General features: G+C 73.8%; 11 protein-coding genes. 7 read left to right on the forward strand and 4 right to left on the reverse strand.

The window, feature by feature from the left end:
• Positions 1-5 precede the first annotated feature (5 nt).
• Positions 6-1886: an ABC transporter ATP-binding protein gene (locus ABZ858_RS17060; RefSeq protein WP_361378207.1), complete on the reverse strand. Its 1881-nt coding sequence runs from the start codon at positions 1884-1886 to the stop codon at positions 6-8.
• 152 nt (positions 1887-2038) lie between these two features.
• On the opposite strand from ABZ858_RS17060, the gene ABZ858_RS17065 reads away from it, so the two are divergent.
• The 6 genes from ABZ858_RS17065 (at position 2039) to ABZ858_RS17090 (ending at position 8805) form a co-directional block, all read left to right on the forward strand.
• Positions 2039-2821 (forward strand): helix-turn-helix transcriptional regulator, encoded by a 783-nt coding sequence (locus ABZ858_RS17065; protein ID WP_361378210.1) that lies wholly within the window; start codon positions 2039-2041, stop codon positions 2819-2821.
• Positions 2822-2967: 146 nt separating this feature from the next.
• A complete protein-coding gene (locus ABZ858_RS17070; protein ID WP_361378213.1) occupies positions 2968-4089 on the forward strand; it encodes an iron chelate uptake ABC transporter family permease subunit in 1122 nt (373 codons plus the stop codon).
• The gene (locus ABZ858_RS17075; RefSeq protein ID WP_361378216.1) at positions 4086-5204 is read left to right on the forward strand and encodes an iron chelate uptake ABC transporter family permease subunit; all 1119 of its coding nucleotides are present in this window, start codon (positions 4086-4088) and stop codon (positions 5202-5204) included. The genes ABZ858_RS17070 and ABZ858_RS17075 overlap by 4 nt, the downstream gene beginning before the upstream one ends.
• 683 nt (positions 5205-5887) lie before the next feature.
• Complete coding sequence (locus ABZ858_RS17080; protein ID WP_361378219.1) at positions 5888-6949, forward strand: ABC transporter substrate-binding protein; 1062 nt, start codon at positions 5888-5890, stop codon at positions 6947-6949.
• An 84-nt stretch (positions 6950-7033) separates the two neighbouring features.
• Positions 7034-8068, forward strand: coding sequence for an ABC transporter substrate-binding protein (locus ABZ858_RS17085; protein ID WP_361378222.1), 1035 nt, complete (start codon positions 7034-7036; stop codon positions 8066-8068).
• A gap of 200 nt (positions 8069-8268) precedes the next feature.
• Entirely contained in the window at positions 8269-8805 is a 537-nt protein-coding gene (locus ABZ858_RS17090; RefSeq protein ID WP_361378225.1) for a calcium-binding protein, read from the forward strand.
• Between the two features lie 121 nt (positions 8806-8926).
• Here the strand turns inward: ABZ858_RS17090 and ABZ858_RS17095 are convergent, their stop codons facing one another.
• The 3 genes from ABZ858_RS17095 to ABZ858_RS17105 form a co-directional block, all read right to left on the reverse strand.
• Positions 8927-10456 carry an MFS transporter gene (locus ABZ858_RS17095; RefSeq protein WP_361378228.1) on the reverse strand — a complete coding sequence of 510 codons (1530 nt, stop codon included), beginning with the start codon at positions 10454-10456 and terminating at the stop codon, positions 8927-8929.
• 159 nt (positions 10457-10615) lie between these two features.
• Positions 10616-12055 carry a cytosine permease gene (locus tag ABZ858_RS17100; RefSeq protein WP_361378231.1) on the reverse strand — a complete coding sequence of 480 codons (1440 nt, stop codon included), beginning with the start codon at positions 12053-12055 and terminating at the stop codon, positions 10616-10618.
• Between the two features lie 392 nt (positions 12056-12447).
• Complete coding sequence (locus tag ABZ858_RS17105) at positions 12448-13515, reverse strand: substrate-binding domain-containing protein (protein ID WP_361378234.1); 1068 nt, start codon at positions 13513-13515, stop codon at positions 12448-12450.
• Between the two features lie 169 nt (positions 13516-13684).
• Between ABZ858_RS17105 and ABZ858_RS17110 the strand changes: the two genes are divergently transcribed.
• Complete coding sequence (locus ABZ858_RS17110) at positions 13685-15187, forward strand: right-handed parallel beta-helix repeat-containing protein (protein WP_361378238.1); 1503 nt, start codon at positions 13685-13687, stop codon at positions 15185-15187.
• Positions 15188-15201: the final 14 nt, after the last annotated feature.

Consider the following 15201-nt stretch of genomic DNA (forward strand, 5'->3'; position numbering starts at 1 on the left):
CCCGGTCACCGTCCCTTCGTGGTGGGGTGGGTGGCGGGGGCGGGCGTGTCCGTGCGGGTGGCGCCGTGGGGGTCCGGGGCGGGCGGAGCCGGAGGGGAGGCGGGCGTGTCCGCTTCGGCGGTGCCGTCCTTCCCGGTCGGTGCGGGCGCATCCGCCCCGGTGCCGTCGCCGTCGCCCTCCCCCGCCGGTACGCGAATCACCTGTTCGCAGCGGGCGAGCCAGGCCGGGCTGCTGGTGACGACGAGGGTGGTGCGGCCGGTCCGGAGGCGGTGCACGCGGTCGGCGACGGCGTCCTCCGTGACGGCGTCCACGGCGGTGGTGGGGTCGTGCAGCACCAGCACGCGGGGCCGGGCGGCGAGGGCGCGGCCGAGGGCGATGCGCTGCCGCTGGCCGCCGGACAGGGTCTCCCCGCGATCCCCGACCGGGGTGGCGGCGCCCCGGGGCGCGGTGCGCACGACCTGATCGGCGAAGGACGCGCGGGCGGCCTCCTCGACGGCGGTCCCGTCCGCCGCGAGGGCGCCCAGATTGTCGGCGATGGTGCCGGGCAGCAGCACGGGATCGTGCGGGCACACCAGGACGTCCGCGCGGAGCGTGTCGAGCGGCAGGGCGTCCAGGCCGCTGCCGTCCAGCAGGACCCGGCCGCCGCCTGCGGGGTCCTCCTCGCGGGCCAGCAGGCGTACGACGGCGTCGGCGTCGGCCGGGTCCTCGCAGACGAGGCCGGTCATGAGAGCGCCGGGCACGGACCACCGCGCGCGGTGACCGCCGGGTAGGGGCACGTCCTCGAAGGCGAGCGCCCCGGGGCCCGCGGGCTCCGCGCCGCCGGGCGCCGCCGGTGCCGTACGGTCCTCGACGGCCGCGGGCACGGTCAGCGTCTCGTGGAGGCGGGCCGCGCAGGCCATCGCGCGGGCGTACGCGGCGTGCGTGGCGGAGACCACCCGCATCGGCCCGATGACGAACCGGGCGAGGCCGAGCACCGCGATCAGCTCGCCCAGGCCGAGCCGCCCGTCGAGGGCGAGCCAGCCGCCGACCGCGGCCACGGCGGTCAGATAGAGCCCGGTGAACAGCTGGCCCACCGACAGCAGCGCGGCCTCCGCCGACGCGGCGCCGCGAGCGGCCCGTACGGCGTCCCGGCTGACCCGGGCGTAGTCGGCGGCCACCGTGCGCTCGGCGCCGATGCCCTGGAGCACGCGCAGCCCGCGGATCAGGTCCTCGGCCAGCGCGGCGGCCCGCGCCTGGTGCGCCTGCTCGCCGGTGCTGGTCCGGCGCAGGGCGCGGGCCAGGCGGTTCTGCGCGGCCAGCAGGACGGCGGTGCCGACCACGACCAGCGCGCCGAGCGCGAGGGAGATCCGCAGCAGCAGCGCCGTCGAGGCGAGCAGCACGACGGCCGCGGCCACCGTGGAGGCGACCACACCGGCGAAGGCGCCGACCCGGCCGGTGTCGGCCGAGGCGCGGCTGAGCAGCTCGCCGGGGAGCAGCCGGACGCCGCCGGTGGGCCGCAGCACCCGCTCGGTCAGCCACATGCGCATCCGGTGCTCGGTGTGCTGCTTGGCCCGCATGGAGGCGCGGGCCCCGAACCGGTAGGACAGGGACAGCAGCACGAAGTCCGCGGCGAGCACGCCGAGCCAGCCGGCCAGGGACAGCGCGCTGCCGTGCCGGACGGCCCCGCCGACCGTGGCGCCCACGATCACGGGCACCAGCGACTCGCCGAGCTGGTGGCTGCTGTAGAGCAGCGAGGCCGCCACCAGATCGCGCCGACGGCTGCCCAGCGCCCGCCACAGCAGGGCGCGGGGGGAGGCGGCGGGGGCCCTGGCGGCGTCGGCCGGGTCCGCTGGGTCTTCCGGCGGGGCGGTGGCGGTGGGCGGGGCGGCCAGGGCTGGTGCGGTCACTCCGTCACGTTAGGGTGACCTCACTTTTGTCGTAAACACCGCGGTGCGCCACCGAATGTCGCGCAACAGCCACCGGAGCGGGAAGCCCTTCGGAAAACTCCGAAAAAATCCGAAAAACTTAGAAAAACTTAGAAAACAGGGACACACCCGACATGACACCACCGGACACGCCACCGGACTCGCCACCGGACAACTCCATCGATCTCGAACGGTTCGAGATGCTCCGGGGGCAGACCTTCCGGCACCACACGCACCCCGACCACCAGCTCGCCTGGGCCCGCACGGGTGTCCTCATGGTCGACATCCAGGACCGCTGCTGGGTGCTGCCGCCCCATCTGGCGCTGTGGATCCCGGCCGGGGTCGGGCACGCCACCGCCGCGCTGCGGGAGTCGGTGCTCCAGGGCATCTACCTGGACCCGGCCCTGTGTCCGCTCGCCTGGAGCACACCGACCGTGCTGGCCGTGCCGCCGCTGGCGCGCCATCTGATCGACCACCTGACCGGCGACCTCTCCCCCGGCGCCCGGGCCCGCGCCGAGATCGTCCTGCTGGACGTGCTGCGCCCGGCGGCCGGGGCCGTGTTCGAGCTGCCGCTGCCGGCCGACCCGCGCGCCCGCGAGGTCGCCGGGCTGCTCCTCGAAGACCCCGCGGACCCGCGCGGCCTGGGCCAGCTCGCGCACGTGGTCGGGTCCAGCGCGCGGACCCTGCTGCGGCTGTTCCTGGCGGAGACGGGGATGACGTTCAACCAGTGGCGTGTGCACGCCCGGCTCCAGGCCGCCCTGGCGCATCTCGCCGAGGGGGCGCCGGTGGCGCGGGTGGCCGAGCGGGTGGGCTACGGGACGCCCAGCGCGTTCGTGGCCGCGTTCCGCCGGGTCACCGGGGAGACGCCGGCCGCCTACTTCGCGCGGGCCCGGAGCGGGGCGGACGCCGTGGGGTGAGCGGTGGCGGATGGGCGACATGGCGTGGCGGTCCGTCGGCTTGTCGCCGTCACCGCCCGGCTTATAACTTGCTTAGGCAAGGCTAAGCTAACAACCCCCGCCGGTTCCTTGCATCGGCACCTGTACGTCGTCGAGGAGCAGCACGGATGAGCACCACCAGCATGAACACCGCAGGTGGGGTGGCGACTGGCCAGGACTCACACGGACGGGAAGCGTCGCGGACGGAAGCGGAACCGGAGGGCGACGCCCCGCCCGGCCGGCGCCGGGCCGGCGTCCTCGCCGCCCGGCTGCTGGGCCTGCTCGCCGCGTGCGCGCTGCTGCTCCTGATCGCCGTGGTCAGCATCGGCGTCGGCGCCAAGGCCATCCCGCCCGGCGACGTCGTCCGGGCGCTGCTGCACGGCCGCGGCTCCGTGGACGGCTCGGTCGTCCTGGACCTGCGGCTGCCCCGTACGCTGCTGGGCGTCGCCGTCGGCGCCGCGCTGGCCGCGGCCGGGGTGCTGATGCAGGCGCTGACCCGCAATCCGCTGGCCGACCCCGGCATCCTCGGCGTCAACATGGGCGCCTCGGCCGCCGTGGTCACCGCCATCGCGCTGTGGCACCGCACCGACACCGCGTTCTGCGTCTGGTTCGCCTTCGCGGGCGCGGGCCTCGCCGCCACGCTGGTGCACCTGCTCGGCTCGCGCGGGCGCTCGGGTCCGGCACCGGTCCGCCTGGCGCTGGCCGGCACCGCCGTCAGCGCCGTGCTCGGCGCGCTGATCTCCGTCGTCACCCTGCTGCGGCCCGACGTCTTCGACCAGTTCCGGTTCTGGGGCGTCGGCTCGGTGGCCGGCATCCAGCTCTCCGTGCTCACCGGGGTGCTGCCGTTCCTCGCCGTGGGCGCCCTGCTCGCCCTGGGCCTGACCGGTTCGCTCAACGCGCTCGCGCTCGGCGACGACACCGCCCGCGCCCTCGGCAGCGGCGTCGGCCGCACCCGTCTGCTGGGCACGCTCGCCATCACGCTGCTGTGCGGTGCCGCGACGGCGGCGGTCGGCCCGATCGCGTTCGTCGGCCTGGTCGTCCCGCACCTGGCCCGCGCGGTCACCGGACCCGACCACCGCTGGCTGCTGCCGTACTCCATGGTCCTCGGCTCCGCCCTGCTGGTCGGCTCCGACGTCCTCGGCCGTCTCCTCGCCCGCCCCGGCGAGATCCAGGCCGGGATCGTCACCGCCTTCGTCGGAGCGCCCGTCTTCATCGCCCTCGTCCGCCGCCGCAGAATCGCCGAACTGTGACCCTCCCGACCCTCCCGGCCGCCCCGCCCGCCGCCGCCCGCACCGCACCGCGCACCGGCCGCCCCGGCAGCGTCGTCCAAGGACGTGTGCTGCGCCTGTACGGCGGGCGGGTGTCGCTGCGCTGGCGGCCCCGCACCGTGACCGTCTGCCTGCTGCTGGCCGCCGCCTGCCTCGTGGTGGGCGCGCTCGGCCTCACCACCGGCGCCTTCCGGGTGCCGCTGGCCCGGGTGGTGGCCTGCCTGCTCGGGCAGGGCACCGGGGCCGAGTCGTTCATCGTCGTCAGCCTGCGGCTGCCGCGCCTGGTGTGCGCGCTGCTGGCCGGGGCGGCGCTCGGCATGAGCGGCGCCGTCTTCCAGAGCCTGTCGCGCAACCCGCTGGGCAGTCCCGACATCGTCGGCTTCACCAGCGGCGCGGCGGCCGGCGCCGTCGTGGAGATCGTGCTCCTGCACGGCGGCCCGTACGCCACCGCCGTCGCGGCGATCGCGGGCGGCCTCGCCACCGCCCTGCTCGTCGCCCTGTTCTCGCTCAAGCGGGGCGGCGCCGCCGGCTACCGGGTGATCCTGGTGGGCATCGGCGTCAGCTCCATGCTGACCTCCCTCACGGCGTACCTGCTCACCCGGGCCAGCCTGTACGAGGCCCAGGACGCGCAGATCTGGCTGATCGGCAGCCTGAACTCGGTCAACTGGGCCGTGGTCACCCCGCTCGCCGTCGCCCTGGCCGTGCTGACGCCCGTCACCGTGCTGTCGGCGCGGGCCCTGAACTGGCTGGAACTCGGGGAGGACACGGCCCGCGCGCTGGGTGTCTCCTCGGGCCGGGCCCGGCTGGTGGCGGCGCTCGCCGCCACGGCGCTGGCCGCGGTCACCACGGCCGCGGTGGGACCCATCGCCTTCGTCGCCCTGGCGGCCCCGCAGCTGTGCCGCCGGCTCGTCCGCGCGCCCGGCGCCCTGGTCGTACCGGCGGGTTTCATGGGCGCGCTGCTGCTGGCGGTGAGCGACTTCGCCGCCCAGCGCGTCCTGCCCGGCACCGAACTGCCCGTCGGCGCCATGACCGGCGTGCTCGGCGGCCTCTACCTGTGCCGGCTGCTCGTCGCCCGGCGGAGAGCGGACAGCACATGACCACCGCCCCTCGCACCCGTCCTCCGCGGCGGGAACGGTTATCCCGGGACCGGCCACCGACTCGGGACCGGCGGCCCGGGACCTGATCGGGAACCGTGGCCCGGTACCCGATCGGGGACCGGTGGCCTGGAGCTGGTGGGGAACCGGCGGCCCGGAGCTGGTGGGGAAATCGGCAGCCCGGTACCTGATCAGGGCCCGGCCGCCCGGCAGCTCGGGACGTGATTCGGTCCCGGCTCCCGGCCGACCGGCTCCGGACCAGTGCTCCCGGACCCGACGGCTCCCGCGGACCGGCCTCCAGCGGACCGGCCTCCAGGCCAGTACTTCCGGAGCCCGGCAGCTTCCGCAACCGGTGCTTTCCCGGCCGGGGCCGTGGAACCCGGCCGAGCCGGGCGCCTGGGGCGGTGCCGCCACCGGGTGGCCGGCCCGCAGGCTCCGGAGCCGGACGGTTCCGGGACCCGGCGCCCCCGCTCCGGTGACGGCGAGCCACCCGCCACCTCTGGCCCCCACCCCGGGCCGCCTCCGCCCCACCAAGGGCCTCATCCACCACCGCTCCCCCCGGTGGGCAGCGGGCCGTACGGACCCGCCGCCCGTACGGCACCCCCTGCCCACCCCCGTGCGCCCGTCCCCGTGCGTACGGTCCCCGCGGCCCGACGCGCCGCCCGAACACCTCCGAGGACACCACCATGACCGCCACCGCGACCGGCTCGACCCTGCTGCGTCCCCTCGCCGACCGCCCCGCCCTCACCGCCTCCGCCATCGGCCGCCCCACCCGGCGCGGGCTGCTCGTCGGCGGGCTGGGGGCCGCCGGCCTGTTCGGCCTCACCGCCTGCGGGGCCGGCGGCTCCTCCGCGAAGGCGTCCGGCGGCGCTTCCGCCGGGGCGTGGTCGTTCACCGACGACCGGGGCCGCACCGTACGGCTCCCGCGGCGCCCCCGGCGCATCGCGTTCCTCACCGACACCGTGGGCGCCGCGCTGTGGGCGGCCGGTCTGCAGCCGGTGGCGGCGGCCGACTCCGGCCAGGGCATCGTGCCGGCCGTCAAGCCGGACTGGACCGGGGTCACGAAGATCTACTCGGCCGACAAGGGCGTGCGGCTGGAAGCGCTGGCGCAGGCCCGTCCCGACCTCCTGGTCGACGCCGTCCAGCCCGACGGCACCCTCCAGGTGTCCTCGCAGCTCTCCGAAGTGTCCAAGATCGCCCCCGTGGTCGGGCTCAGCACGTACCAGCCGATCGAGAAGATCGCGGGCACCGCCGACCGGCTGACCGCCTCCCTCGGCTCCCATCTCGCCGACGCCGGCGCCAAGGCCCGCTACACCGCGGCGAGCGCCCGGCTGAAGTCCGCCGTCGCCGCCAACCCGGGCGTCAGGGTCGGCTTCGTCTTCGGGATCGACAAGAACACCATCGGCGTGATGAACCCGGCCACCTGGGCCGTGCTGAAGACGGTCCGCGCCCTCGGTATGCGCCTGGTCCCGGTGCCGGCCGGCTCGGACAACACCTACAGCCAGGCGGTGAGCTGGGAGAACGTCCCGTCCATCCCCGTCGACCTGCTGGTGTGGGCGGTCTCCGACCCGATGCCCGACGCGCCCCTGTGGAAGCGCACCCCCGCCGTGGCCGCCGGACAGGTGTGGAAGCCGGAACTCGCCTCCTGGTACGCGTACAGCTGGGAGAACTTCACCGTGCTGCTCGACGGTCTCGCCTCGCGTGTGGGCTCCGCCCGCGCGGGCGTCGGCCCCCGCGACGCCTCCTGACACCCCCGCCGCCACCCTCCCGAGCCCGCGCTCCCTTCGCCCTCCCCCCTCTCGCATCCGAGACCACACCCACAGGGATCCCCCGTGACCGCCGTACCGTCCCCCGCCACCCCCTCCCCTGCCCCCTCTCCCGCCGTCCCGGGCGCTCCCGCGGCCCGGCGGGTCCGCCGCCGGCTGTCCGCGGTGCTGGCCGCCGCCGCGCTGGCCGCGGTCCTGACCGCCTGCGGCTCCTCCGCCGCCGACGGCACCGGCGGCAAGGACAGCGCGACCCGCGCGGTCACCACCGCGCACGGCACGGTCCGCGTGCCCGACCGTCCGCTGCGGATCGTCTCCGTGCACTCGTGGACCACCGAGTCGCTGTTCGACCTCGGCCTGAAGCCGGTGGGCGTGGAGAACAGCGGCGCCACCTACGTCCCGCCGCGCTACCTGCCGAGCTGGAAGGCCGCCGCCAAGGTGACCACCGGGGCCGACATCGACTACGAGAAGATCGCCGCGCTCAAGCCCGACCTGATCGTGGGCGTCGACGTGCCCTACCTCTCCAAGGCGTACCAGAAGCTCTCCGCCATCGCGCCCACCGCGTTCACCTCGTTCCGGGACAACTCCACGTGGACCGAGTTCCCCGAGGCCACCGCCCGGTTCGTGAACCGCACGACGCAGCTCGCCGCGCTGAAGAAGGAGTACGGCGACCGGATCGCCGCGGTGCGCAAGACCTACGGCGCGAAGCTGGCGGCGAGCCACTGGGACGTGATCCAGGGCGGGTTCGACACCGGCAACTACTGGATCTACAGCTCCGCCTCGCCCGTCGGTGAGATCCTCACCCAGCTGGGCGCCGGGTTCGCCTCGGCCAGCGCGTCGGTCGGCAAGGGGGCCACCAAGTCGGTGTCGTACGAGCGGACGGACCTGCTCCACGACGCCGACCACCTCGTCTACTACACGAACAACGACGGCTCCCCCGCCAACGACATCGGCAAGCTGTTCGCCCTGGACGGGTTCAAGCGGCTGCCCGCCGCGCGGGGCCACCGGGTGGTCGGCACCCCGGACTTCCTGCCGGGGTCGTACCGGGACGCCATGGGCGTCGTCGACAGCGTCGAGGCGGCGCTGCGCGGGGAGCGCGGCTGAGGCAGAGAAGACGGCGGGCCGCTCCGGCTCGCGGCCCGCTTTCCAGGATCGCCGCCTTTCATGCGCCGCGCCCCGCTTTCCCCTCGTTCGTGTGCAGCCGGTCGGCTTTCCCGGCCGGGGCGAGCGCGGCGGCCCGATAGTGAAGCCGCTCCCCGGTCCGCAGGCCGGGTGGCGTACACCGAGCGAAGAGGTGAGGCTTCATGCGTACTCCCGAGGCGACCGACCGCGTCCAGCTCGTCTTCTCCCTGTTCGACGCCAACGGGAACGGCGTCCTGGACCCGGACGACTTCGAACTGATGGGCAGCCGGGTGGTCGCGGCGGTCCCGGCGGCCGACGAGGCCGCCAAGGGCGCGCTGCTCGCCTCCCTCCGCCGCTACTGGACCACGCTCGCCACAGAACTGGACGCCGACGGCGACGGCCGGATCAGCCCGGAGGAGTTCACCGCCTGCGTGCTGTCGCCGGAGCGGTTCGAGTCGACCATCGACGAGTTCGCCCGGGCGCTGTCCACGCTCGGGGACCTGGACGGCGACGGCCATGTCACGCGGCCCGTCTTCGTCGCGCTGATGACGGCCATCGGCTTCGAGCGGCCCAACATCGAGACGCTGTTCGACGCGTTCGGCCCGGTGGACGGCGACCGGATCAAGGTGGACACCTGGGCGGAGGGCATCCGGGAGTACTACCGCCCGGAGAAGGCCGGCATCCCCGGCGACCACCTGACCGCGGGCACGAAGCGGTGACGCGGTGCCGCGGTGTCGTGCGGTGTCGTGCGGTGTCACCTTGACGCTGTGACGCGCTGACACGGCGAGGTCCCGGCGGACAACCGCCGGGACCTCGCCTCCGCCCGCACCGGCGCTGTGCCTAGCCCGCCTTCCGGCCGGCCCGGTACAGCGCCTCGGAGGTGGTGACCAGTTCGCGGCGTTCCTCCGCGGACCCGACCATCGGCTGGGAGCCGTTGAGCGGCACCTGCGCGCTCTCCGGCAGGAACTTCACGGTGATCAGGCCGATCACGCCCGCCAGCATCAGGTAGTAGGCCGGCATGAGGTCGTCGCCGGTGGCGTTGACCAGCGCCGCGGTGACCAGCGGTGTGGTGCCGCCGAACGCGGCGACGGCGAAGTTGAAGCCGATGCCCATGGCCGCGTACCGCACGGCGGTCGGGAACAGCGCGGGCAGGGTGGCCGCGCTCGGGGCGGCGAAGCAGGCCAGCAGCGTGGACAGGATCAGCACACCGCACACCGGCGCCCAGGTGCCGTCCATCTTGAGCAGCAGGAAGGAGGGGATGGCGAGGACGATCATCGCCACCGCCGCGACCGCGTAGACGGGGCGGCGCCCGACGTGGTCGCTGAGGCGGCCGATGAAGGTGATCAGCAGCACGATCCACACCATGCCCACCAGCACCAGGAGATCGGCGGAGCCGCTGGAGCGGTGCAGGGTCTCGGTCTGGTAGGTGGGCAGGTAGCCGGTCACCATGTAGTTGGTGACGTTGTAGAGCAGGACCAGGCCCATGCAGATGAGCAGGGCCGGCCAGTGCTTCTTGACGATGGTCCGGAACTCGCTGCCCGCCGACTTCTTGGCCAGGCTCTCCTCGTGTTCGTCGAGCTGCTTCTGGAAGGCGGGCGACTCCTCCAGCTTGAGCCGCATGTACAGGCCGATCGCGCCGAGCGGCCCGGCGATCAGGAACGGCACCCGCCAGCCCCAGGAGAGCATCTGGGCGTCGCTGAGGGCGAGGTTCAGCACGGTGACCAGGGCGGAGCCCAGCGCGTACCCGACGAAGGTGCCGAAGTCCAGCCAGCTGGAGAGGAAGCCGCGGCGGCGATCGGGTGAGTACTCGGCCACGAAGGTGGTCGCGCCGCCGTACTCGCCGCCGGTGGAGAAGCCCTGGACCATCCGGGCGAGCAGCAGCAGGACGGGCGCGGCGATGCCGATCGTGGCGTAACTGGGGATCAGGCCGATGACGAACGTGCCGATCGCCATCATGATCATGGTGGTGGCGAGCACCTTCTGCCGGCCGAGCCGGTCCCCGAGGGGCCCGAAGACGAGACCGCCGAGGGGGCGCACCACGAACGCGGCGGCGAAGGTCGCGAAGGAGGAGATGACCTGGGCGCCGGGTGAGGCGCCGGGGAAGAAGACCTTCCCGATGGTCGCGGCGAGGTAGCTGTAGACCCCGAAGTCGAACCACTCCATGCAATTGCCGAGGGCGGAGGCGCCGACCGCGCGCCGCAGCAGCGGCGGCTCGACGACCTGGACGTCCTCCTTGCGCAGGGCCCGCCGGTTCCGGCGCAGCCTGCGCGTCAGTTCCTCGCGGACCTGCCGGGGCAGGTGCGCGACGGAATCCCGCAGCCGTTCCGTGCCGGCCGGCCCGGTCTGCCCGTCGGGAGTCACATCCACCACACGCCACCCTTGTTCGCTTGCCGTTGTCTGTTCAGTATTTGCACCCGCGCGGAATTCCGCAGAAGAGCGGCATCCGGTGCGTGGATACGCGCCTGCCCAGACACACATGGTTCACACCAGCAACTTCTGCCCCTCGGGTGCGGCAGGCGGGTGGGCCCGTCACTCCCCCTCGGGTGTCCCGGGGACGGCCGCGGCCTGTTCCCGGGGCGCGGCCGGGGCGGCGGGGGCGGGCGGCGGGGTGGAGGCGTTCCGGCGGGCGCCGGCGAACCGGTACAGCACGGCCGGTACGACCAGGCCCACGATCCAGGAGATGTCCGCGCCGCCCAGCGGGCTCACCAGGGGGCCGGTGTAGAAGCTGGTCGACAGGAACGGGAACTGGGCGGCCAGGCCGATGCCGTAGACGGTCAGGGCCTCCCAGCGCCAGCCGCCGTAGCGGCCGTGCGGGTCGCTGAGCGCGGGCAGGTCGTAGCGCTCCTTGGAGATGAGGTAGTAGTCCACCAGGTTGATGGCCGACCACGGGGTGAAGAAGGTCAGCAGGAACAGCAGGAAGTCGGCGAAGGAGTCCAGGAAGGAGTTGCGGCCCACGATCGCCACGGCGGTGCCCGCGACCATGATGGCGGCGATGTAGGCGGTGCGGCCGCGCTGGGACAGGACGCGCCGGCCGCGGAAGCCGCTCACGCTGGTCACGATCGACATGAACCCGCCGTAGGTGTTGAGCACGTTGACGGTGAGCTTGCCCAGCGCGATGACGAAGTACAGGAAGGACGCGATCAGGCCGGTGCCGCCCAGGCCCACGACGTAGCCGACCTGATCGTCGAGGAACGCGGCGCCCGCGGTGGCCGCCACCAGGACGCCGAAGCACATGGACCACTGGGCGCCCAGCACCGTGCCGGCCAGCGTCCAGCCGAAGGTGGCGCGGGGCGAGGTGGTGCGGGGCAGGTAGCGCGAGTAGTCCGCCACGTACGGCCCGAACGCGAGCTGCCAGGACGCCGACAGGGACATCGCCAGCAGGAACATGGGCAGCGTGAAGTGGTGCTGGTGGGCGAGGTGGCCAAGGTCGGCGCGGCTCAGCAGCCGCCCGCCCAGGTAGAGGAAGCTGAGCGCGCACACCACGCTGGCCACCCGGCCCAGCGCGTGGATGACGCGGTAGCCGACGATCGCCGTCACGGCGGTGATCAGCGCGAAGATGACGATGCCGGGCACCGGTCCGAGGTGGGTGAGTTTGCCGACGGCCTGTCCGGCGAGGACCGATCCGCTGGCGAAGAAGCCGACGTACATCACCACGACCAGGGCGAGCGGCACCACCGCTCCGCGGACGCCGAACTGCGCCCGTGAGGAGATCATCTGCGGCAGTCCGAGCCGGGGGCCCTGGGCCGAGTGCAGGGCCATCACCGCGCCGCCCAGCAGGTTGCCGGCGAGCAGGCCGGCCAGCGACCAGATCACGTCACCGCCGAGGACGACGGCGAGGGCGCCGGTCACCACGGTGGTGATCTGGAGGTTGGCCCCCAGCCAGAGGGTGAACTGCGAGAACGCCGTTCCGTGGCGCTCCTCGTCCGGGACGACATCGATGGAACGCCGTTCCACCATTATCTGGGCCATGGATTGCTCCGTCCTGTGGGCGCCGGTCGGGGGCCAGGGGGGCGCGGGGTGCCGCGCGGGCACCGGCGCCGGGGCCGGTCGACGCCCCGTGAGGAGTTCGGACGCCGCGGAACGCTGTGGCGCGGCCGGGCGAGCCTCTAACCGACTGCATATGACTATGCAGACTATGGCGTCATGAATGGATTGCCAATAGTCCGCAACCGAATCACTTTCCGCCGCCCGGCGCCGGGTGACCGCCTGCCGTACACCCACGTCTGCGACAGCGCCGAACTGTGGGCCTGGGTTTTTCAGGTCCTGTCACCCGGACCGGACCGGACCGGGCCCGACCAGGCCGGACGGGCTGAACCGGGTCGGACGGGCTGAACCGGTCGGATCAGGCGGTGCCGGTCGGATCAGGCGGTGCCGGGGCGGCCGCAGGAGGCGCGCACCTTCAGCTCCGGGAGCAGTTCGACCCGGTGGACCGGGAGGGCCGCGCCGTGCCGCAGCCGGCGCAGCAGCAGGTCGACGGCGGCCGCGCCGACCGCCCGCTTGGGCGGGGCGACAGCGGTCAGCGGCGGGGCACCGAGCGCGGCGAAGACATCGTCGTAGCTGATCAGCGCCAGGTCCTCGGGCACGGACAGGCCCCGCGCGCGCAGCAGCGCCGGGAGCTGGATGGCGTCCTGGTCGTTGTGCACCAGCGCCGCCCGCACGCCTTGCGCGATCGCCTCGGCGAGCCGGCCGGCCACCCGCTCGGGGGCGGTGGCGGGATCGTCGACGTCGATCACCGGCTGCGGCGCGAGCCCGAGGGTCCGGCAGCCCTCCTCGTAGCCACTGCGCACCTTCATCGCCGTCCAGGTGTCGCGGCGGGCGGCGAGGACGACGGTCTCGTGGCCGAGCGCGGCCAGGTGGCGCAGGGCGAGCAGGACGCCGTGGTGGTGGTCGGAGCTGACCGAGTCGAGTTCCGCGGCGGCGGTGCCGGCGGCGGCGCGGCGCTCCACCAGCACGGCCGGCACCGGCAGTTCGTTCAGCCAGAGGCGTTCGTCCGGGGCGTCGGGGGACCTCCAGTTGGGCGTCAGCATGAGCCCTTCGGCGCCCGACTTGAGCAGCTGCTCGGCCTGGCCCCGGTCGGCTCCCGGGTCGTAGGAGGAGATGCCGAGCACCAGATGCGCCCCGGCGTCGGCGGCCGCGGCGCGCGCACCGGCGATCACCTCGTCGAAGTACTGGCTGACGGTGTGGCTCACCGTGGGCACGATCAGTCCGAGGGTGCGGGCGTCGGCCCCGGCGCCGGTGCGTTCGTCGGGTCCGGAGACCGAGCCGTGCGAGCGGCGCAGCAGGCCGGCCTCGGCCAGGCCGGCCACGTCCCGGCGTACGGTGACCGCCGGCAGGTCCAGACGGGCCGCCAGGTCCGTCACCCGGACCGTGCCGAGCTGACGCACGATCTCCAGGATCCGCGTCCGGCGCTCGTCAGCCGCGATCGACATGACGGTCCCTTTCTCCCTGGCCTGACTCACTCCGAGTGTATCATTCGATACACACCTGATCTACTGCTCAGCGATCTGATCGATATTCGATCGCCTCGTTCATGTGCATTGACTCGCTCAGAGGGTGCTCCTAGCTTCTGGAGCCCATCCAGCGCAGGAGTGCACCTGTATGAGAAACAGCGCCTTCGCCACCGGAATCCTCGCCGCGGCCCTGGCCGCGGCCACCGCGTTCACCCCCGCCCCGGCCTCCGCCGCCCCGGTCTCCCCGGCCGCCTCGGGCACCACCGTCCACCTGGACTGCTCCCGGTCCACCGACGGCACCGGCTCCGCGAGCGATCCGTACAACTCCCTGGCCTCCGTCGACGCCCTGACCTTCCGGCCGGGCGACACCCTGGCCATCACCTCCGGCACGACCTGCCACGGCACGCTCGCCCCCAAGGGCAGCGGCAGCGCCGACGCCCCGGTCACCATCACCCCGTACGGTACCGGCGCCGCCCCGGTCATCGACGCGGGCGGTGCGGAGAACGCGCTGCACCTGGTGAACCAGGACCACTGGAGCATCAAGGCCGTCGAGCTGACGAACCCGGCCGGCACCCTCGCCCAGCGCCAGGGGCTGCTCATCGAGTCCACGGACGGCCGGACGCACTCCGGGTTCGACGTGGACGGTCTGATCGTCGACAAGGTCGCCGGGCAGACCGACAAGGCGGCCCAGGCCACGGCGTTCTCCCAGTCCGCCTGCATCCGCACCGGCGTCACGGGCACCGGCTCACTCCTCGGCGACGTGCGTGTGCACGGCACCCGGGTGTCGAACTGCGGCGGTGGCGGCATCAAGGTCCGGGTCGGCTCGGTCAACACCCGCCTGGGACAGGGCGTCCACGTCGACGGCAACACGGTCGGCACGGTCGGCGGGGACGGCATCATCGTCTCCTACGCCGAGTCGCCGCTGATCGAGTACAACACCGCGGCCGGTCTCGGCACCGGCACCTACCCGTGGACGGGCGGCAACTTCGCCGGGATCTGGGTGCTCGGCGACCACGACGCCGTCATCCAGAAGAACGCCGTGTACGGCAGCGTCATGTCCGCCCACGACAGCGAGGCGTTCGACTGCGACTGGGGCAACACCGGCCACTGCACGGTCCAGTACAACTACAGCCGGGACAACGCCGGCGGGCTCTTCCTGGACTGCGACGGCTGCGGGACCAGCGGCGGCGCCACCGAGGTGGTGCGTTACAACGTCTCGCAGAACGACTGCCGCATGGTCGGCGCCGCCGGCGGCCGGTCGGCCCTGAACTTCTACGACAACGTCGTCTACTGCCCCGGCCGCACGCTCTCCGTCGGGGTGCCCGCGCACAGCGTCCTGGAGAACAACATCTGGGTCGGCTCCGCGGACTCCCGGCTGCCCACCGGGTCCGGCATCTCCTGGCAGTGGAACGTCTTCCAGGGCGTGCCCCGGCCCACGGCCAACGGCATCACGGGCGACCCGCGGTTCACCGCCCCCGGCACCGGCGGCGACACCCTCGCCTCCGCCGACGGCTACCGGCTCCGCGCCGACTCGCCCGCGCTGGGCAACGGCGGTGTCGTCACGGACAACGGCGGCCGCGACTTCTGGGGCAACCCGGTCAGCGCCACGGCCAAGCCCCACCGGGGGGCGTACAACGGCCCGGGACTCTGAGTGCCGTACGGACG

The organism is Streptomyces sp. NPDC047017 (assembly GCF_040644175.1).
Taxonomy (GTDB): Bacteria; Actinomycetota; Actinomycetes; order Streptomycetales; family Streptomycetaceae; genus Streptomyces.